Origin of the sequence: Dietzia kunjamensis (assembly GCF_045689975.1) — a bacterium.
Lineage (GTDB): Bacteria > Actinomycetota > Actinomycetes > Mycobacteriales > Mycobacteriaceae > Dietzia > Dietzia kunjamensis.
The window spans coordinates 3,038,298-3,057,822 of sequence record NZ_CP143297.1 but is presented as its reverse complement, the minus strand read 5'-3'; the positions used below and the strand labels follow the sequence as shown (position 1 = coordinate 3,057,822).

The window sequence follows — 19,525 nt, the reverse complement described above, 5'->3', positions numbered from 1 at the left end:
TCAGGGCAGGTCGAGCGCGCGGACCCAGTCGCCGTGGCCGTGCGCCGTGGCCAGGGGGCGACCGTTGACGGCGACGACGAAGATGCCCTTGTGTCGACGGAGCGACTCCGGGACCTGCTCGGCGACGTCGGGCAGGAGGGTCACACCCTCGACCGAGATCCACACACAGTCCAGCTCGGTGACCCGGCGGACGAACTCGGCGCGGGCCGGCGGCTCGAGGTAGCCGATCACCGCGGTGTGGAACACCACCGGTGTCGATCCCGCGGGACACGCGGCGACGGAGGCCTCCAGCTCCTCGACCAGGTCGCCGGCGATGATCTGCGGCGGGTCGGCGGCCGCGATGTCGAGCGCGGCGTCCAGGCGGGGCACGCGCTCGGCCTGCTGTCCGGGCCAGACCAGGCTGCGTAGCCAGTCGCGGGAATCCGGGTCGGCTGGATCGATGGGGGAGAGGTCGACGCCGCCCCGGTGGACGACCTCCGGCAACGCGCGGGGCAGCGGGACGCCGTCGCGCAGGTCGCAGTCCAGGACCGGGGGCGCCGCGGGAGAGTCGACGATTGCGGGCGTCAGCTCGCGGGTGACGCCGCCGTCGAGCGTGTACCGGTAGGCGTAGCGGTCCGGGTAGAGGCACAGGCCGGCGGAGGCGCCCATCTCCACCAGCGAGAGCGGTCCGGGCAGCAGGGACAGGAACGGCAGGAGCACCGCGCAGCGCTTGGCCTCGTTGGTCTGCGTGGAGTGCGTGAGCGCGATCTGTTCGATCCCCGGCCAGTGTTCGTGGACGAAGTCGCGGAAGGCCGGGTAGTCCTCGGTTTCGGGCGCACCGGCGTGACGGGCGGCGGCGAAGAACAGTGCCGGCTGACGCTTGATCCGGGGCAGCGAGGCGATGAGGTCGCTGGTGTCGGGGTCGTCCGCGATGCCCCGGGCCCAGGAGAGGTACACCGGGGTGCGTCCGCGGACCTCGAACTCGGCGAAGTCGGAGTAGCGGGCGGGGACGTCGTCGACGTGCGCGGAGTCCATGGTGCCCAGCGTCGCACACCCCTTGTCGGGAGGAGGGCTGGCCTGGCCACATCCCACCCGGTATGTTGGTGATGCATCAATAACCTCACGCCGATCTCTGGAGGCCCTCATGGCTGCCGACACCGACTTCACGCCCGCCAGGAACGCCTCGACCGACGGTGAGTTCGTCCGCGACGCCACCTACATCAACGATCGCGTGGTGGCGGACGTACCGGCCGGGTCGGAACCGGTGGGGGACAGGGTGGGCGAGATGCGGTGGCCGGTGGAGCCCGGCCGCTATCGACTCATGGCCGCCCGCGCCTGCCCGTGGGCCAGTCGCACCATCATCGTGCGCCGACTCATGGGACTCGAGGGCGTCATCTCGATGGGCCTCGCGGGCCCCACGCACGATGTCAACTCCTGGGTCTTCGACCTCGACCCGGACGAGCGCGACCCGGAGACCGGCCTGCACCGCCTGCAGGAGGCCTACTTCAACCGGATCCCCGACTACCCGCGCGGCATCACGGTCCCCGCGCTGGTCGACCTGCCCACCAAGTCGGTGGTGACCAACGCCTATCAGAAGCTCAACTTCGATCTGCTCTCCGAGTGGACGGCCTTCCACCGCGAGGGCGCCCCGGACCTGTACCCGGCCGAGCACCGGGACGAGATCGACGAGCTGGACTCGTGGATCTACCCCACCGTGAACAACGGCGTGTACCGCTGCGGATTCGCGGCGGACCAGGACGCCTACGAGCAGGCGTACGACGAGCTGTGGGAATCGCTGGACCGGCTCGAGGAGCGGCTGTCCACGCGCCGCTACCTCGTCGGCGACACGATCACCGTCGCGGACATCCGGTTGTTCACCACACTGGTCCGCTTCGACGCGGTCTACCACGGCCATTTCAAGGCCAACCGCAACAAGATCTCCGAGATGCCCGCGCTGTGGGGCTACCTGCGGGACCTGTTCCAGACCCCCGGTTTCGGTGACACCTGCGACTTCCCGCAGATCAAGGAGCATTACTACGACGTCCACCGGGACGTGAACCCCACCGGTGTGGTCCCCAAGGGGCCGGACCTGTCCGGTCTGCTCACCCCGCACCACCGCGAGGAACTGGGCGGTCGACCGTTCGGCGACGGCACCGCACCCGGGCCCATCGAGGACCCGGCGGAACGCATCGCGGAAGGACACGGCGCGGCCTGAGAGGGCGGTGAACGCCTACACTCATCGCCTGTGACCCCAGCCCTCCCCGAACCCGGCCGCTACCGTCGTGGCGCCCGACAGTTCCTCATGTTCGGGATCGTGGGTGGCTCCGGCATGGTCGTGAACATGATCGTCACGGTCCTGATGAACAAGGCCAACGGCGGGACACAGAACGCCCAGGACATCCTCTTCCCGCTCGGGGGGACGGAGTTCAACTTCCGGTTCACCACGCTGGTGTGGATCGTGGCCTTCCTCGTGGCGAACGTCTACAACTTCCTGCTCAACCGGCACTGGACGTTCGGCAAGGGGCACAAGGCGCCGCCCTGGCAGGAGTTCTGGCCGTTCCTCGTGGTGGGGTCGGTGGCGGCGGCCGCGGGTATCTTCATCAAGCTCGCGTTCACCAACCCCACCAGCCCGTTCTACCTACCGGAGCCGCTGTTCCACGAGGACGCCGGGATCAACTCCCGTGAGTACTGGAGTCAGCTGCTGACGATCCTCATCACGATGCCGATCAACTTCATCGTCAACAAGCTCTGGACGTTCCGGGCGGTGCGCAACCGTCATCACGCGCGTTCCACCACGGATGCGTCGGACGCGGCCGACGCGGTGGTCTAGGCCCCGCCGTGGAGTCCTCGCCGCTGGTCCTGTGGTTCGACCTGATGGGTGTGTTCTTCTTCGCCCTGTCCGGGAACCTGCTGGCGGCGCGGAAGGACATCGACATCACCGGTGGCCTCGTGCTGGGGCTTCTCGCCGGTCTCGGTGGCGGCATCATCCGTGACGTCCTGCTGGGGGTCACCCCGCTCGCGCTGTCGGAGCCGATCTATTTGGTCGCGCCCGTGGTCGCGGCGGCGGTCGTGTACCTGCTCGGTTCGCTCATCCACCGCGTGCAGACCCTGATCGTCGCGTTCGACGCCGCGGGCCTAGGGCTGTTCTGCACCTTCGGCACCGCGCGGGCGCTGGATCACGGGATGCCGGTCGCGTCGGCGCTGCTGCTCGGGGTGGTCACGGCGGTGGGCGGCGGGTTGCTGCGGGACGTGGTCGCCAACGAGATCCCCGCGGTGTTCAGCGGCTCCAACCTGTATGTCATCCCGGCGGCGACCGGTGCCGCCCTGACGGCCCTCGCCGTGGCCACCGACACCTGGGGGCCGATCGCCGCGACCGTGTTGTCCTTCCTCGTGTTCGCGTTCCGCATGGTCGCGTGGTGGCGACAGTGGCGTGTCCCGGCACCGGTGCGGAGCTGGACCGTGCGGGACCTCGACGTGCTGCGGCGCCGCGAGCGGTCGGTGTTCGGCCGCCCGCGCCGGGAGGGGAGCTCTGCCGGCGAGCGGGACGACGGCGAGCGAGACGACAACGAGGGCCGCGACGGCGACGACGACGCTGATCCCGACGGCCTCCGAGACTTCCGGCCGGGCCGACGTGGGTAGGGTTGTCCGGTGCAGTACTACCTCAGCCTGCTGGGTTTCGCGGCGATCGATTCGCTCAACCTCCTGGCCTTCGCCGTCATCGCGGGCCTGTGGCTGACCTCTGCCGGACGCGGGGTCGCGTTCGCGCCGCGGGCCGCACGGTTCACCGGCGGCGCGTTCTGCGGCATCGTGTTGCTCTCGCTGATCTCGGTGTGGGTGATCGGCAACAACCAGGAGTTCGTCCGCAGCCTGTTCTACAACCTGTGGGCGATGGTCGCGCTCGGCGTGGTCGGCCTCGTCATCACGGTCATGGGGTTGCGGCAGCCCGCCGAGGCCAAGGAGGAGAGCGTCGAGGCGCCGCTGACGCAGAACATCCTGCAGAAGTTCGGGATCATGGCCACGGGTGTCGCCCTTGGCGTCATCCAGTCCGGGACGTCGGCGCCGTTCGCCGCGGGGATGGTGCTCATCTCCTTCGCCGAGACCCCGTGGTGGTCCAAGCTGCTGCAGATCCTGTTCTTCGCGATCATCGCGATCCTGCCCAGTGCCGGGTTGATCGTCGCCCTGGCGCGGGTCCGGTCGGGCGGGATCACCGCGGCCACCCGCCGGATCGACCGGTTCCTGTCGTACGGCCGCGTGGCCGGGCGCGTGCTCACCCTCGTGGTGGGTGTGGCGCTGCTGGTCCTGGCTCTGGTGCGGATCGTCCAGCTCACGGGCGTGCTGTCGTAGCGCGGTCCTAGGGTGGCGGGCGACCGCCACACGGGTGGTCCGATGAACCCGGGAGACCCCATGCAGACCCAGCCCCAGACACAGATCCAGACCCAGAACCAGATCCAGAACCACGCCTCCGCCGCCGGCACGGTGCTCTGCGAGGACGGACTGAGGCGACCTCCCTGGGCGGCGCGGGACCCCCTGCTGCGGGAGTACTACGACACCGAGTGGGGCGTGCCCGTCCGCGACGAGGCCGGCCTGTTCGAGCGGCTGGTCCTCGAGGGATTCCAGTCCGGGCTCAGCTGGGTGACGATCCTGCGCAAGCGCCCGGCCTTCCGGGAGGCGTTCGCGGGGTTCTCCCCGGACGCCGTCGCCGCCTTCACCGAGGACGACGTGGCCCGGCTCATGTCCGACGAGCGGATCGTGCGCAACCGCCGGAAGATCGACGCCGCCATCGCCAACGCGCGTGCAGTGGTAGCCCTGCGGTCCGAGGGCGGGCTCGGGGAGCTGATCTGGTCGTACCGGCCGGAGACCACCCCGCAGCCGCGGACCGCGGACGAGGTACCCAGCCGCTCGCCGGAGTCGGAGGCGCTCGCGAAGGAGCTCAAACGACGGGGTTTCAGCTTCGTGGGACCGGTGACCGTCTTCGCGCTGATGGAGGCGATCGGGGTGGTCGACACCCACCTGGTGGATTCGCACCGTCGCGGATCCTCGGGCGTGTGGACCGGGGGCGCGGCGACTCCGGAGGGCGCGGGCTGACCGGTCAGCCGGGTGGCCCCGGCAGTGCGGGCAGTCCGGCGCGGGGGGCGAGGTCGGGGATCGGTGCGGACAGTGCGGCGGCGCCCTCGACCTGCCCGGTGGCGGGGCCGCCCACACAGCCGGGGATCCCGCGCAGTGCCGCCATGCGCATCAGGGAGCGGTCGAGGGCCTGTCTGCTCAGCGCGCCATTGGCCAGGGCCTGTTCGACAGCGTCCAAGGCCTCGCCGATCCCGGCCGTGGTGATCCACAGCGGGGAGTCCGCGCCGGCGATGAGCGACTCGGCGACCGCCCGGGGCAGCGGGAAGGCGTCGGTGACCGCGCGCATGCCGGACAGGTCGTCGGTGAAGATCGGTCCGTCGAACGGTTGAGCCCCGTAACCGTGGCCCTCCCGCAGGAGTCGGTACGCCGCCGGTGAGAGCGAGGCCGGACGGTTCACCCCGGTCAGTCCGGGCACCTGCTGGTGGCCCAGCATCATGCCGGCGCCGGGGGTCCCGGCGAGTTCGGCGAACGGGTGCAGGTCGTGGGGCACGAGCTGGTCCAGGGGTGGCACGGTCACCGACTGGTGGTGGCTGTCGCCGGAGGAGCGGCCGTGGCCGGGGAAGTGCTTGAAGACCGGGGCCACACCGGCGTCCTGCAGTCCGGTCGCGAACGCGCGGGCATAGCGCACCACGCGGGCCGGATCGGGGGAGAAGGAGCGGTCCCCGATCACGGCACCGTCCGGTTGCGCGGACACGTCGACCGAGGGGGCGAAGTCGACGGTCACGCCCATCCCGCGCAGGAACTCGCCGCGCGCGCGGGCCGCCGACCGGACCTGCTCCGGACTCATGGTGGCCGCCATGACCCGGGCGGACGGCAGCGGGCCGGCGTAGGGGGCGATGCGGGACACGCGGCCGCCCTCTTCGTCGATCGCGACCAGCAGCGGGAGGGGACTGTCCTGCTGGAGACGGGCGAGCGCGTCGCCCGAGACCACCTCGCCGACGACGCCGCCACCGAGGAAGATCCCTCCGATCTTGTGTTGCTCGACCGCCTGCCGGGCGTCTGCCATCGAACTCACGCCGACGGTGAACAGTTGCGCGATCCGCTCCCGCTGGCTCAGTGAATCCAGGGGCGACTCGCACGGCGGTGCAGGTGGCGGCGCGGGCGGCGCAGCGCCAGCCGCTGTCGCTGCCGGGGTGGCCGCAGCGCTGGCGGGGGCCGGGTCCGCGGGTTCGTCGTCCGCGCACCCGCTCATCGCCAGTCCGGTGATGAGGACGGCGGCCGTCACGCGGAGCCGGCGGGTGAGGGACACGACCCCCAATGTATCCGGACCGGCGGGTGAGCCGAATTCGAGCGGGGGGCCGGGTGCCACGTTCATCTGCCGTCCACCCGGGTTTGTCATGGTGACACGGTGACGTCGACTCTGGAGCGCAGACTGGGCCTGTCCGATGCCGTCGTCCTGGGGCTCGGCGCGATGGTGGGGGCCGGGGTGTTCGTGGCGTTCGCGCCCGCCGCGGCCCGCGCCGGCTCGCTGGTGTGGGTCTCGCTCGCGGTGGCCGCGGTGGTGGCCGTGTGCAACGCGTTGTCGTCGGCCCGGCTGGCGGCGCAGTTCCCCTCGGCGGGAGGGACGTACGTCTACGGGCGCGAACTCCTCGGGCCGCTGCCGGGGTTCCTCGCCGGCTGGGGTTTCGTGGTGGGCAAGACCGCGTCCTGCGCGGCGATGGCCCTCACGGCGGGCCTGTACCTGCGGCCCGGGCACGCCGGCCTCGTCGCGGCCGCGGCGGTGCTCGCGCTGACGATCCTGTCGGTGCTCGGCGTGCAGCGCACGGCCGCCGCGTCGAAGGCGCTGGTCGGAATCGTGCTGGCGGTTCTGGTGGTGTTCGTGGCAATGGCGTGGGTGACGGGGCCCGCGAGTGCCGGTCCGGTGACGTCACCGCCCGCCGTCGACGGTGAGGCGTGGCCCGCCCGGGTTCTCGGGGTTTTCGGGGGCGCGGGGTTCTGCTTTTTCGCCTTCGCCGGATACGCCCGCATCGCCACCCTCTCCGAAGAGGTGCGTGAGCCCGCCCGCACGATCCCCTGCGCGGTCGTCGTGGCGATCACCGTGGTGATCGGGGTCTACGCGGCGGTGTTGGCCGCCACGGTGCACGTGCTCGGGGTGGGGGGAGTGGCCGCGAGCGCAGCGCCGGTGCTCGACGCGGCCGCGCAGATCGGCGGTGCGGGAGGCGGTGGCGCAGTAGACGGTGGCGCAGGAGACGGTCGCGAGTCAGGCGGTGGCGGGGTGCTCGCGTCGGTGGTCCGGGTCGCCGCCGGGATCGCGGCCCTCGGGGCGTTGCTCGGCGGGGTGCTCGGCGTATCCCGAACGGCGATGGCGATGGCTCGCGACCGGCACCTGCCCGCGCCGCTCGCGGCCGTGCACCCCACCACGCGGACGCCGTACGTCGCCGAGCTCTGCGTGGGCGTGCTGGTGGCCGCGATCGTGCTGGTCGCGGACGTCCGTCAGGCGATCGGGTTCTCCTCCTTCGCGGTGCTGATCTACTACCTCGTGGCGAACACCGCCGCACTGCGCCTCGATCGGCGACGCCGGCGACTGCCGGCCTGGGTGCCGGTGCTGGGTGCGATCGGGTGCGTGGTGGTCGCCGGGAGTCTGCCCTGGCAATCGGTGATCGGGGGCGTCGTCGTCTTCGTCGTCGGCGGCGCGGTCTATGCGGTGACCCGACGCCGGGCGGTACCGCCGGGCGTATCGTCGGGGGCATGACCCACGACGACACCCGCCACGTCCGGCCCCGTCTCCTGCCGTCCCACCTGCGGCGTCCCGTGATCGGTGCGCCGATGGCGGGCGGACCCACGACACCGGAACTCATCGCCGCGGTCGGCGAGGCGGGCGGGCTCGCAATGATCGGTTCGGGGTACCTCGACGCCGCCGGCCTCCGCGCGGAGATCGCGCGTGTGCGCGAACTGACGGACGCGCCGTTCGGGGTGAACGTCTTCCTCGTGGACCGCGACGACTCCGACGCCGCCCTGTCGGCGGCGGGTGGACCGGACGCGGTGGCGGGGTACGCGGCGGCGATCGGGCCGGTCGCACGACGGCTGGGGGTCACGCTCCCGGAGGAGCCGGAGTTCACCGACTTCGACCAGGACGCCAGCCTCGCCGCCTTGGTGGCGGACCCGGTCGCGGTGGTCTCCTTCACCTTCGGGATCCCGGATCCCGGCGTGGTCCGGGCTCTGCAGGAGTCGGGGTCGACCGTGGTCGTCACGGTGGCCGGGGTCGCCGACGCACGCCGGGCGGTCGAGGCGGGGGCGGACTGGCTGTCGGTGCAGAGCGCCGAGGCCGGAGGACACCGCTCCACCACGACGGTGGGGGAAGAGCCCGACGGCATCACCTCAGTGGCGCTGGTGCGGGCGGTGCGTGAGGCGCTGCCGGAGACGCAGTTCGTCGCCGCCGGCGGGATCAGCACGCCGGAGGACGTGGTCGCCGTGCTCGACGCCGGGGCGGACGGTGTGCAGCTGGGCACCGTCCTGCTGCGCACCCCGGAGGCCGGCACGAGCGACCTGCACAGGAGCGCGCTGGCCGACCCCGGGTTCACAGAGTCCCGGCCGACCCGCTGCTACACCGGCCGCTACGCCCGGGCGCTCGTCAACGGTTTCGTGGAAGAGTTCGATGCGGCCGCGCCCCCGGCGTACCCGCATCTGCACCTGCTCACCGGGCCCATGCGCAAGGCCGCCGCGCAGGCCGGGGACTCCGAGGTGCCGCCGCTGTGGGCGGGGTCGCGCTGGCGGGCGGCCGACGCCTACGCCGATCGGCCGGCGTCGGAGGTCGTCGCGGACCTGTGGGACCGAGCGGTGGCGGTGCGGGGCTGATCGGCGCCCGGCCGGGTGCGGGTCACCCGGCCCGCCGCTCGGCCTCGGCGGCGATGTCCGCCAGGTCCTGCTCCATCGTCCTGCGGGTCGACTTCTCGGCGAACCGGCCCATCACGGACATCACTACCCGGGAGACCGCGGGGGCGTGAGCGGTGTGTGCACCGAACCGCATCCGAAGGGTCGAACCGCCGTCGGCGTCCGGGGTGATCGTGAAGACGGTCTTGTACTCGGTGCCGCCGCTCTCGGCGACGATGGTGGTGGAGTGTGGCGGTTCGACGGCCAGCACCATCATCTCCTCGGTCGCCTTCATGCCGAACATCTTGCGCGTCTCACGCCAGTGCAGACCGGGCTGGTACGGGCCGGAGGTGAGGATCTCGACCGCCAGCACGCCACTGAGCGTGCGGTGCGCCTCGGGGATGTCGGTGAGCACGGCCCACACGGTGTCCGGGTCGGCGGCGACGTGGCGGGTCAGGTCGAGTTCCATGGCTCCACGGTACCGGCGTGTCCGGGCGAGGAGAACGGGCGGAAATGCCGGAACCGGCCCCCGCCGTAGCGGGGGCCGGTCTCACGGTGCGCTCGGGCGGCCGCAGTCGGCCCGGGCGAGGCGCAGTCAGGCGCGTCGGCTCAGGAACCGAGGGCGTCGGTGACCGTGCCGACGAGGCCGGCGAAGAAGCCGAGGACGTTGGCGGCCAGGTCGGCACCGCCGTCGACGACCTGCGAGCCGGTGTTAACGGCGGCGGAGCCGGTGGCGAGGCCGGGGAGGAAAGTCTCGATGGAACCCATGATGTGGTCCTTTCGTCGGGGGATGCGACGCCTGGTGCGTCGATCGGTTTAGCAGAGTCCTCAATGAGCACGAGGCCTGTCGGGAACTCGCCTCCGGACGCTACGTACGGCTGCAGCAGGATTCACCCGGTTCAATGTCGCGCGCGGGCGATTCACGGGGAATGCTCTTTACTTTCGCTGGTTGGCAGGCGCTCGCGGTTTAATGTGATCTACGCCACAGACTTCTCTGAAAGGCGTGCCGCGCTTTCGCGGAAAAGCCCGCGAGACGGGAGAAGATAGAGCTAATAAATGCACAACGCCGGCATTCTCGAAAGAGAATGCCGGCGTTGAAAGCGACAAGGACCGCGCGGGTCCAGTGTCACTCAGCTCAGAGCGAGCCCACGACGTCGCCGAGCGAGCCGGTGACGGTGCCGTAGACACCCTCGGCAGCGGTGGAGCCGGTGCTGACGAAGCCCTCGGCGGCGGTGGAGCCGGTGCTGATGAGGCTGTTGAAGAAGTTGAGGACGCCGGTGAAGATCTGCTCGATCATGTGATGATCCTTTCGTCTGCGGGCGGCGCGAGGGTGCGCCGCTCTCGTGGTGCAGTCCTGCTTTCGGACTCGCGATGTACATCCCGAATCCGCTGGAGGACGTTACGCAGCGATCGCGGAATTACTAATTGAGAGGTGGTTTTCGCCCGGTGTTCCGGCTGCACACTTTCTTATCTATGCAGAGCACGGAACCGCACATCTTTCTCTTGTTAGAGGTGTCACATTCGTGAAATGCTTCGGGGTGGAACCAGCGTCCCGGACCGACCCGGACGGTCACATACCGCGGGCAGACCCCGGCGGGGGAGAATGGTCGGCATGACTCCGCCGAACGCCACCGTCGCCGCCCAGACGATCCCGCTCCCGCCGGGCTTCCGCGCCCACTCGGGTGCCGCGGGACTGCGTGAGCGCGGGGATGACGTCTTCGTCGTCGTCAACGACGGTCCCTCCCCGGCGTCGTCCGCAGTGTTCACCCGGTCCCTCTTCGCCGGACCGTCGGTCGTGCTCAGCCGCGCCAATGCTGCGAGCGGTCGGGCGCGCGGCGTGGTGGTCGTGGCCAAGAACGCCAACGTCGCCACCGGCGAACAGGGCATGGCCGACGCGCGCGAGGTGCTCGATCACGCGGCCGCCGCCGTGGGGGCGGCGCCGGAGGAGATGCTCATCGCCTCCACCGGCGTCATCGGCCGGCGGTACCCGATGGACCTGCTGCGCACGCACCTCGACGGCCTGGCCGGTGCCGGGTTCGATGCCGACGCGGTCGCGCTGGCCACCGCGATGATGACCACGGACACCCATCCCAAGACGGCGCGGGTGGAGGTGACGACGACGACGGGCGGCACCGCCGAGATCGTGGGCATCGCCAAGGGCGTCGGAATGGTCGAACCGGACATGGCCACGATGATCGCGGTGCTGTTCACCGATGCCGCGGTGGAGCCGGGGGTGCTGGACTCCGCGTTCAGGGCCGCGGTGGACGAGACCTTCAACTGCCTGTCCGTCGACACCGACACCTCCACCTCGGACACCGCGATCGCCCTTACCAGCGGCGCGGGCGACCCTGTCGGCGAGGTCGAACTGCGTGAGGCGTTCGAGGCGATCTGCCTCGACCTGACCCGCCAGCTCGCGCGCGACGGGGAGGGCGCCACCAAACTCCTCACGGTCGAGGTCACGGGCGCGCGGGACCGGGCCCAGGCCAAGCGGGTGGCCAAGGCGATCCTCAACTCCCCGCTGGTCAAGACCGCCGTCCACGGCGCCGACCCCAACTGGGGACGGGTCGCCATGGCGATCGGCAAGTGCCACGACGACACGGACATCGACCCCGAGCGGGTCCGCATCGTGTTCGGCGACCTCGAGACCTACCCGGCGTTCCCGGGCGAGGCCGAACTCGAGCGGCTCACCGAGATCATGCGGGCCGAGGAGGTCACCATCGCCGTCGACCTGGGTGTGGAGAGCGGCGCCGGCGTGGCCGACGGGGCCTGCACCGTCTACGGCTGCGATCTGAGCCGCGAGTACATCTCGATCAACGCTGATTACACGACATGAGCCGGCTGCACGACGGGAGCGCGGTGGAGGACCTCGAGGCGATCCGGGCGGTCTTCGCCCGGCGCCTGTACGTCATGGACACCAAACAGTGGGACGCCTACGGACCGTGCCACACCGAGGATGTGGTCAGCGAGTCGTGGGCGGCGAGCGGCGGCGCGGCCGAGGTGCGCGGGCGCGAGGCGCTCACCGCCGCGATCCGCGACACCCTCGACGGTCCGAACCCGGTGACGAGCGTCCATCACGGGCACACGCCGCTGCTGGAGCTGACGGGCCCGGACCCGACCACCGGTGAGCCCACGGCCACCGGCATCTGGGCGATGGAGGACCGGTTGTGGTGGTCGGTCGACGGCCGTGAACGGCGGCTCCACGGCTGGGGGCACTACCACGAGCGGTACCGGAAGGTGGACGGCCAGTGGCTGATCGCCTACCGGCGGCTCGAACGGATCCGCGTGGACACCGGCTGGAGCTAGCCCGCCGGGTTGGGGCTGCGGCGGGCCATGGCCAGCAGCGTGTCGCGGGTGTCGTGCCACACGGTGCCGCTGATGTCGCCCCACGGGTCGTGCCCGCCGGGGACCAGCGAGACCCGGGCCGGGTCGCCGGCGCGGCGGGCCGCCCGGACATACGACTCGGACTGCTCGGGCAGGACCACCGTGTCGTCGCGGCCGTGGACGCACACCACCGGAATCCCGGCGGGAAGATGCGTGGCCGGGGACGCGTCGACGTAGCGCTGGCGGCGATCGTCCGGGCGGCCACCGAGGAGCCTGTGGACGTACCGGTCGCCCGTGCGCTCGGCCATGAGCAGGTCCGTCACCCCGGCCAGGGAGACGCAGCCGGTGACCGGCACGACCGGCCGGGACCCGGGCAGCGAGGACGGCAACCGCGCCCGCCCCGCGACCCACAGTGCGAGATGACCGCCGGAGGAGTGCCCGGCCACCACCACCCGGCGTAGATCCAACCGACCGTCGAGCTGCGCGGACACCTCGGCGAGGTGGTCGACGGCATCGCAGACGTCCGCCACGGTGGTGGGCCAGCCGCCGCCGGAGTCCACCCGCCGGTACTCGACGTTCCACACCGCCACGTCGAAGGACGCCAGGTCGCGTGCATGGTTCTCCATGTACGCCAGGCCGAGCGTGTCCTTCCACCCCCCGCCGTGGACCAGCACCACCACCGGCAACGCCGGGTTCGCGGAGTCGGGTAGGTAGAGGTCGCCGAACGTCTGGCCGTCGGTGTCGCCCGGATCGGCGTAGTAGTGGCGGCGGGGCTCGGTCACCGGGACGGCTCCCTCGGGCGGCACGTACGGGCGCGGCCCCACCGAGTCCGCATCCTGGCCGGAACCGGACCCCTCGTCGTCGTCACCCGCCCCGATCATCGACGTCAGGGCCCACCCCGCCGCCCCGCCGAGGCCGGCCGAGAGGCCGATCAACAGCGAGCGGCGGGACAGGTCGGGCCGGGCGCGGCGCGACGTGCGGCGGCTGGGCATGCGACTACTGGGCATGCGGCGGCTGGACCTCCTGGTAGGGGGGCGCCGGCCGGGTCGGGCGGGGGGACTCAGACGGTGCCGGCGACGACGTCGTTCTCCGCGCCATCGTAGAACGGGACGTACCCGTTCTCCTTGGACAACACGTAGAGCGGGTCATCGAACTTCGAGGTGTCGAACGCCTGATCACGTAATTCGTTCTTGCGGCTCTTGTAGGTCGAGGTCTGCTCGAGCTCCTTGGACAGCCGGACGAACAGGGGCACCGCGTACGAGGGCAGCGAGTCGCGCAGGTGCTTCGCCATCGCAGCACCGTCGAAGTCGGACTTGTCGTGCAGACGCACCGCCGCCATCCCCGCCTTGCCGTCGGCGTCCGGGACGGCCACGCCGTAGACCACGGCCTGGTCCACCTCGGGAAGGGAGCTGACCGCGGCCTCGACCTCGGTGGTGGCCACGTTCTCGCCCTTCCAGCGGAAGGTGTCGCCCAGGCGGTCGACGAAGGACGCGTGCTTAAGTCCCTGGTCGAGCATGAGGTCGCCGGAGACGAACCAGGCGTCACCGTCGCTGAAGGCGTCGCGGACGATCTTCTTCTCCGTGGCCTCGGCGTCGGTGTAGCCGTCGAAGGGCTGGGAGTCGGAGATCCCGCTGATCAGCAGGCCGGTCTTGCCCTTGCCGACCTTCGTCAGACGGCCGTCGTCGCCCCGGCGGGGCTCACCCGTCTCGGGGTCGTAGTCGACGATCGCGAAGTCCATGGGGCAGTAGCCGGTGGTCCGTGGGACGTTGAAGGCGTTGACGAACGCGATGTTGCACTCGCTGGCCGCGTAGAACTCGCAGATTCGACCGATCCCGAACCGCTCCTGGAACTCGTGCCAGATCTCGGGGCGCAGGCCGTTGCCGGTCACGACGCGGATGGAGTGGTCGCGGTCGCCCGGGCCGGGATCCTGGTTGAGCAGGTACCGGCAGATCTCGCCGATGTAGATGGCCGCGGTCGCGCCGGCCGCGCGGGCCTGGTCCCAGAACTTCGACGCCGAGAAGTGCTCCTCGATCGCCATGCAGGCACCCGCGGCGAGCACGCAGCCGAGGCCCACCGTGAGGGCGTTGTTGTGGTACATCGGCAGCGGACAGAGCAGGACATCGTCCCTGCGCAGGCGCACGCCCGACAGGCCGAACCCGGCCATCGCCTTGTTCCAGCGGTAATGGGACATCGTCGAGGCCTTGGGCAGGCCCGTCGTGCCCGAGGTGAAGACGTAGTAGGCGGTCTCGTCCCCCACGGTGTCGTCGGCTTCCGGCGGGTTGGTGTCACCCACGTCGTCGCCCAGTGCGTCGAGCTCGTCCTCCAGCCAGGTCAGGTCGGACAGCTCCTCCGGGCGGTGGTTCGCGCGGAACTCGCGGAAGGGCAGGTCGATCGGGGAGCTGACGGCGACGAGCTCGCCGACCCAGTTCTCCCGGGGGACGGACTGGACGGCCTCGGCGCACTCGGCGCCGACGAGCACGACCTTGGACTCGATGATCTTCTGCGAATGGTCGAGGACCTCGCCGCGCTGGTGGTGGTTGAGCAGGCCCACCGACGCGCCGACCTTGACCGCACCCAGGATCGCGAGCATGACCTCGGTGCGGTTGACCATGCAGATGCCGACGGTGTCGCCCCGCTGGACCCCGCGCGCCCTGAGCACCTCGGCGACGCGGTTGGCCCGCCGGTTGGCCTCCCCGTAGGTGATCTCGGTGCCGAGGAACTTCAGGAAGGGGGCGTCGGGCCGGTCGGCCGCGAGCTTCTGGAAGCGGCGGCCGATGGACACCTTGTGGCTGCTGCGCGAGGTGCGGACGATGCGGAGACCGTTGAGGACGGACGGCAGGTCGGCGACCAGGGAGGGCAGGCCCTTGGCGAGGTCGGCCGGGCTGAGGGTCCGGGCGGCCTCGGACCGGCGGGCGGTGGCGGTGGACGTGTCGGTCACGGCTTCTCCTCTGTGGCGGTGGTGAGTGACTTCGCTGGGTCGCCCGCGAGGCCACGCCAGGCGAGCTCGACGACGACCCCGGCGGCCACCGACGTGGGGATCGAGCGGTGCGCGACGCGGTCGGCGACCGCCTCGCCCGCCCCGACGAGGGCGGTCGCGACGACCTCGAGCACCTCGCGGCTGCGCTCGTCGACGGAGTTCTGCGCGAGGAGGTCGGTGGTCAGATCCACCAGGACCGACCGGGTCTTCTCGACCTCCTCACGGAACTGGGGTTCGGCGAATGCCTGACGGTAGACGACGTTCCACGAGTCCGTGTGCTGGTCGACGAACTCCAGGAACGCCTGGACGACGCCCTCGAGTCTCCGCCGTGGCCCGGCGCTGCCGGTCGCGGCGTCGGTGAGGTGGTCGATGAGCCGCCCGGACTCCCGGACCACGCACGCGGCGAACAGTTCCTCCTTGGAGCCGTAGTACAGGTACAGCATCGGCTTGGAGATGCTGGCGTGGCGGGCGATGGTGTCCATCGAGGCCGACCGGTAGCCGAGATCGGAGAACACGCTGATCGCGGAATCGAGCATCTGTTGCTCGCGGATCGCGCGTGGGATGCGTTTGGTCCCCGTCGTCACAGGTCTCCTCCCGGCGGGCGCTCTGCGGTGCGGTGTGGTGCGGTCTGGTGTGGCGCGGTGTCATGTGCCACACCCAACTTACCCGCCGGTAAGGACTTATGGGAGCCGCTCCGCCGATCCGGCGGGCCGCGGGTGCTACTCTTCCGGCGTCGGTGTGCTCCACAGCACCCGCCGTGAGACATCGTCAGACATTGTCACGTGAACCGCAGGGAGAATCCGATGAGCTTCGGTACCGGAGCGCTCGCCAGCGCAGTCGGCGGAATCGTCCTCGGCGGCATCGTCGCCTTCGGGGTCAACACCGCCATGGCCGAGAACTCCATCCCCGAGGTCGCGCAGCCGCCGGCCGACCAGGCCCTGTTCGGCCAGGTCGAGTACGGCGCGCGCTGATCCCGCGCAGCCGTCAATCCCTCACGCCGGCGTAGGTGATCCGCGGGGCCCGATTCGGCGCCGGCGCGCGTGACGCGGTCGTCGCGTTCCTCGCTTTTCTCCTGCTGGCGTGCCTGCAGTCCCCGGGTCTGGTCGTCCCGGACACCAAGTACGACCTCGTCGTGGACCCCGGGCGCTTCCTCGCCCAGGCCACCCACCTGTGGACCGGGCTGTCCTTCTCCGGCCAGGTGCAGAACCAGGCGTACGGATACCTGTTCCCGCAGGGCCCGTTCTTCGCGGTCTTCGACCTGGTCGGGATGCCGGCCTGGCTGACCCAACGCCTGTGGTGGGCCGTCGTGCTGACCGTCGCCTTCGTCGGCGTGGTCCGCGTCGCCGCCGCGCTGCGCATCGGCACCCGGCAGACCAGGGCCGTGGCCGGGGTCCTCTACGCGCTCGCGCCGCGCATGCTCGGCGACCTGGGCTCGATCTCGTCGGAGATCTGGCCGGTCGCCCTCGCGCCCTGGGTGCTGCTGCCGGTCATCCGGGTACTGCAGGGGCGGATGTCGCCGCGCCGGGGCGGGGCAGGTGCCGCGCTGGCGTTGGCACTGATGGGTGCGGTCAACGCCGTCGCCACCGCGGCCGCCTGCCTGCCCGCGGTGCTGTGGTGGGCCCTGCACCGTCCGGACCGCACCTGGGCGCGGCTCGCCGCGTGGTGGCTGCCGCTGTCTGCGGCGGTGTGCGTGTGGTGGGCGGTGCCGTTGGTGCTGCTCGGCCGGGTCTCGCCCCCGTTCCTCGACTACATCGAGTCGGCTCAGGTCACCACCCGGTGGTCCTCGGTGACCGAGGTGCTGCGTGGCGCCTCGACGTGGGTCCCGTTCGTGTCGACCGACCGGACCGCCGGCGCGGACCTCACGAGCGAGCCGGTGTTCGTCCTGGCCACCGGGGTGCTCGCCGCGGCCGGCGTCGTGGGGTTACTGTGGCGCGGGATGCCCGCACGGGGCCGGCTGCTGGTGATCGGCGCCGTCGGCCTGGTGGCGATGGCGGCGCCGTGGGTCGGGCCCGCCGGTGGCGGCCTCGCCGAGACCCTGCGCGCCGTCCTCGACGGCCCGGGCGCCGCGCTGCGCAACGTCCACAAGTTCGAGCCGCTACTGCGGTTGCCGCTGATACTGGGCGTCGCCCACCTGCTGTCCTGTTTGCTCGCGGGACTCGCCCGGGGCGGCGACGGGGCCGCCCCGGGCGAGACCCCCCGCGTCCGCGTGGTGGACGCGCTGGCGCACCCGGAGCGCCACCGGTCGGTGGCCGTGGCGATGGTGATCGTGCTGGCCGCGGGTGTGTCCGTGGCCCCGGCGTGGCTGGGCAGGCTCGCGCCGGTCGGCGCGCATGAGTCGCTGCCCGACCACTGGCCGGACGCGGCGCGGTGGCTGTCGGAGAACGCGCCGGTGGACCGGCCGGGTGCGGACGGGGAGGACGGGGAGGACGGGGAGTCCGACCCGGCCGGCACCACGCGTGCGCTCGTGGTCCCCGGCGCGTCGTTCGCCCGCCAGGTGTGGGGGGTCACCCGGGACGAACCCCTGCAGCCGTTGGCCCGGACGCCGTGGGCGGTCCGCGACTCCGTGCCGTTGCAGCCGGCCCCCGCGATCCGCGCCCTCGACGCCGTGCAGCAACGACTGGCCGACGGCCGCGCCGCGCCCGGGATGGCCGCCACACTGGCGTCGCTGGGCGTCGGTTTCCTCGTGGTGCGCAACGACCTGTCCGAGGACGCCGCCGCGCCGCGCCCGGCGCTGGTGCACCAGGCGATCGACGGCTCGCCCGGGTTGGTGAAGGTCGCCGAGTTCGGCGACCCCGTCGGGGGATCCCGGGTCGGTGACGACGGGGTTGGTGACGACGGGGTTGGTGACGACGGGGCCAGGAACGACGACGAGGTGGTCGTGGTGCCCGATTCCGGGCTGCGGCCGGCCTATCCGGCGATCGAGATCTACCGGGTCGACTCACGACTGGGATCGGATGCGGCGCCGCCCGGACCGCCCCGCTCGGCGACCGCGCCGTACACGGTGGAACTCCGCGACCTCCAGGTCGTCGCCGGAGGGCCCGAATCACTGTCCCGGTTGGACGACCTGCTGGCGTCTCAGGACACCGTCGGCTCGCCGTCCCGGGTCACGCGCCTGCTCGAGGCCGACGCGCTCGCCGCCGGCGTCGACCCGGCGTCCGATCCGTTCCCGCGGCCGCGGCCGCTGAACTCCACCGGCCCGGTCTTGACGGACTCCCCGGCGGATCGCGAGACCGACTTCGGCCGGGTCGACCACAACTCCTCGGCCGTCCGGGCCGAGGGCGACCCCCGCCGCAGCCGCGGCACGGTCCGCGACTACCCGGCGACCGTCGCCGAGGACGACCCGGCTCTCACGCGGGCCCGATGGTGGGACGCCCGGGTCACGGTGTCGTCCTCGGCGGCCGACTCGGCCCAGACCGGACCGGTGCGGCCGGCGCACTCCGTCGCCGCCGCCGTCGACGGTGATCCCGACACCGCCTGGCGATCCGGCGGGTACGGGTCCGCGTTCGGTGAATGGATCGAGATCGACCTGCCCGAGCCCCTCGACCGCGGCGTCCTGACGCTGACCGTCCCGGACCCCGCCGCCGGACCGCCCGTCAGCAGACTGGAGGTGCGCACCGACACCGGAACCACGACGGTGTTCCCCGCGGTGGGCGAACAGACCTCCGTGCCACTGCCGCCCGGCCCCACCGGGCGGGTCAGGGTGACGGCCACGGGCTTCGCCGACGGCGGCCGCGGCACCTACCTCGAGGTCTCCGAGATCGGACTGACCGCCGGTGGCCAGGACATCCCACTGCTACGGACCATCGCCCTGCCCGGCCGGCCCGAGGACTCCCGCGCGCCGTCCGGCTGGCTGCTGCGCCAGGAACTGTCCGGCCGCTCGGACTGCGTCCACGCCGGCAGCCCGGTCGAGGGACTCGCCGGGGCCGAGGAGTCCACCGGCGCCGCCAGGTGCGCCCCCGGCCTGGCGATCGACCCCGAGGAACCGGGCCGCTTCGCCCGCCTGCTCGACGTCCCCGCCGCCACGACAGTGATCCCGCGACTGCTCGTGCGCCCACGTCCCGGCCCCGCCCTCGACGACGTCCTGCGCGGGGACCCGGCCACCCGCGCACGGCAGGTCCGCGCGACGGGCGAGTCGCTCGTGGACGACCCCGCGGGCAGGCCGTCGGCGGCCGTCGACGGCGACCGTTCCACCAGCTGGCACGCGCCGGACGTTCCCGCGCCGTCGCTCGCCCTGAGCCTGCCCGGTCGCCAGCTCGTCGGCTCGCTCCGCCTCTGGGCACCCCGCTCCGCGGCCCCCGCCGCGCCCGAGGTCAT

The 19,525-nt window shown here is 71.8% G+C and carries 18 protein-coding genes and 1 pseudogene; 11 read left to right on the top strand and 8 right to left on the bottom strand.

What is annotated here, in order from left to right; translation table 11 throughout:
• On the bottom strand, positions 1 to 1,014 hold the full coding sequence (locus tag VZF99_RS14285) for a DUF2332 domain-containing protein (protein WP_120282757.1): 1,014 nt from the start codon (positions 1,012 to 1,014) through the stop codon (positions 1 to 3).
• A 109-nt stretch (positions 1,015 to 1,123) separates the two neighbouring features.
• On the opposite strand from VZF99_RS14285, the gene VZF99_RS14280 reads away from it, so the two are divergent.
• Genes VZF99_RS14280 through VZF99_RS14260 form a run of 5 tightly spaced genes read left to right on the top strand, consistent with a single transcriptional unit; the run spans position 1,124 to position 5,064 of the window.
• A complete protein-coding gene (locus VZF99_RS14280) occupies positions 1,124 to 2,194 on the top strand; it encodes a glutathione S-transferase family protein (RefSeq protein WP_067715913.1) in 1,071 nt (356 codons plus the stop codon).
• A gap of 30 nt (positions 2,195 to 2,224) precedes the next feature.
• The gene (locus VZF99_RS14275; RefSeq protein WP_082923884.1) at positions 2,225 to 2,809 is read left to right on the top strand and encodes a GtrA family protein; all 585 of its coding nucleotides are present in this window, start codon (positions 2,225 to 2,227) and stop codon (positions 2,807 to 2,809) included.
• Between the two features lie 8 nt (positions 2,810 to 2,817).
• Positions 2,818 to 3,618 (top strand): trimeric intracellular cation channel family protein, encoded by an 801-nt coding sequence (locus VZF99_RS14270; protein WP_407335147.1) that lies wholly within the window; start codon positions 2,818 to 2,820, stop codon positions 3,616 to 3,618.
• Between the two features lie 9 nt (positions 3,619 to 3,627).
• A complete protein-coding gene (locus tag VZF99_RS14265) occupies positions 3,628 to 4,323 on the top strand; it encodes a hypothetical protein (protein WP_069390142.1) in 696 nt (231 codons plus the stop codon).
• A 60-nt stretch (positions 4,324 to 4,383) separates the two neighbouring features.
• Positions 4,384 to 5,064 (top strand): DNA-3-methyladenine glycosylase I, encoded by a 681-nt coding sequence (locus VZF99_RS14260; RefSeq protein WP_407335146.1) that lies wholly within the window; start codon positions 4,384 to 4,386, stop codon positions 5,062 to 5,064.
• 4 nt (positions 5,065 to 5,068) lie between these two features.
• Here VZF99_RS14260 and VZF99_RS14255 read toward each other — a convergent pair whose 3' ends face one another.
• Positions 5,069 to 6,352: a glycoside hydrolase family 3 N-terminal domain-containing protein gene (locus tag VZF99_RS14255; protein WP_407335145.1), complete on the bottom strand. Its 1,284-nt coding sequence runs from the start codon at positions 6,350 to 6,352 to the stop codon at positions 5,069 to 5,071.
• A gap of 99 nt (positions 6,353 to 6,451) precedes the next feature.
• Between VZF99_RS14255 and VZF99_RS14250 the strand changes: the two genes are divergently transcribed.
• Positions 6,452 to 7,795 carry an APC family permease gene (locus tag VZF99_RS14250; RefSeq protein WP_407335144.1) on the top strand — a complete coding sequence of 448 codons (1,344 nt, stop codon included), beginning with the start codon at positions 6,452 to 6,454 and terminating at the stop codon, positions 7,793 to 7,795.
• The gene (locus VZF99_RS14245) at positions 7,792 to 8,898 is read left to right on the top strand and encodes an NAD(P)H-dependent flavin oxidoreductase (protein ID WP_407335143.1); all 1,107 of its coding nucleotides are present in this window, start codon (positions 7,792 to 7,794) and stop codon (positions 8,896 to 8,898) included. The genes VZF99_RS14250 and VZF99_RS14245 overlap by 4 nt, the downstream gene beginning before the upstream one ends.
• Before the next feature lie 22 nt (positions 8,899 to 8,920).
• Here VZF99_RS14245 and VZF99_RS14240 read toward each other — a convergent pair whose 3' ends face one another.
• The 3 genes from VZF99_RS14240 to VZF99_RS14230 all read right to left on the bottom strand — a co-directional run bounded on the left by VZF99_RS14240 (position 8,921) and on the right by VZF99_RS14230 (position 10,210).
• Positions 8,921 to 9,382: an SRPBCC family protein gene (locus VZF99_RS14240; protein WP_407335142.1), complete on the bottom strand. Its 462-nt coding sequence runs from the start codon at positions 9,380 to 9,382 to the stop codon at positions 8,921 to 8,923.
• 140 nt (positions 9,383 to 9,522) lie between these two features.
• Positions 9,523 to 9,681 (bottom strand): hypothetical protein, encoded by a 159-nt coding sequence (locus VZF99_RS14235; protein WP_182616812.1) that lies wholly within the window; start codon positions 9,679 to 9,681, stop codon positions 9,523 to 9,525.
• A gap of 367 nt (positions 9,682 to 10,048) precedes the next feature.
• A complete protein-coding gene (locus VZF99_RS14230) occupies positions 10,049 to 10,210 on the bottom strand; it encodes a hypothetical protein (protein ID WP_407335141.1) in 162 nt (53 codons plus the stop codon).
• A gap of 315 nt (positions 10,211 to 10,525) precedes the next feature.
• Here VZF99_RS14230 and argJ point away from each other — a divergent pair, with 315 nt between their 5' ends.
• Both argJ and VZF99_RS14220 read left to right on the top strand, forming a co-directional pair.
• Positions 10,526 to 11,746: a bifunctional glutamate N-acetyltransferase/amino-acid acetyltransferase ArgJ gene (gene argJ / locus VZF99_RS14225; protein ID WP_185951896.1), complete on the top strand. Its 1,221-nt coding sequence runs from the start codon at positions 10,526 to 10,528 to the stop codon at positions 11,744 to 11,746.
• On the top strand, positions 11,743 to 12,216 hold the full coding sequence (locus VZF99_RS14220) for a nuclear transport factor 2 family protein (RefSeq protein WP_154831062.1): 474 nt from the start codon (positions 11,743 to 11,745) through the stop codon (positions 12,214 to 12,216). The genes argJ and VZF99_RS14220 overlap by 4 nt, the downstream gene beginning before the upstream one ends.
• On the opposite strand, the gene VZF99_RS14215 is transcribed toward VZF99_RS14220, so the two are convergent.
• Genes VZF99_RS14215 through VZF99_RS14205 form a run of 3 tightly spaced genes read right to left on the bottom strand, consistent with a single transcriptional unit; the run spans position 12,213 to position 15,795 of the window.
• Positions 12,213 to 13,241 carry an alpha/beta hydrolase fold domain-containing protein gene (locus VZF99_RS14215; RefSeq protein WP_185951895.1) on the bottom strand — a complete coding sequence of 343 codons (1,029 nt, stop codon included), beginning with the start codon at positions 13,239 to 13,241 and terminating at the stop codon, positions 12,213 to 12,215. The two genes, VZF99_RS14220 and VZF99_RS14215, sit on opposite strands and share 4 nt — an antisense overlap.
• A 53-nt stretch (positions 13,242 to 13,294) precedes the next feature.
• Positions 13,295 to 15,172: a long-chain-acyl-CoA synthetase gene (locus VZF99_RS14210; protein WP_407335140.1), complete on the bottom strand. Its 1,878-nt coding sequence runs from the start codon at positions 15,170 to 15,172 to the stop codon at positions 13,295 to 13,297.
• On the bottom strand, positions 15,169 to 15,795 hold the full coding sequence (locus tag VZF99_RS14205) for a TetR/AcrR family transcriptional regulator (RefSeq protein WP_082923886.1): 627 nt from the start codon (positions 15,793 to 15,795) through the stop codon (positions 15,169 to 15,171). Before VZF99_RS14205 ends, VZF99_RS14210 begins: the two co-directional genes overlap by 4 nt.
• 219 nt (positions 15,796 to 16,014) lie before the next feature.
• Here VZF99_RS14205 and VZF99_RS14200 point away from each other — a divergent pair, with 219 nt between their 5' ends.
• Entirely contained in the window at positions 16,015 to 16,182 is a 168-nt protein-coding gene (locus tag VZF99_RS14200) for a DUF2613 domain-containing protein (RefSeq protein ID WP_407335139.1), read from the top strand.
• A gap of 35 nt (positions 16,183 to 16,217) precedes the next feature.
• Positions 16,218 to 18,497 (top strand): annotated as a pseudogene (locus VZF99_RS14195) (DUF3367 domain-containing protein); the annotation flags it as partial.
• Positions 18,498 to 19,525 lie beyond the last annotated feature (1,028 nt).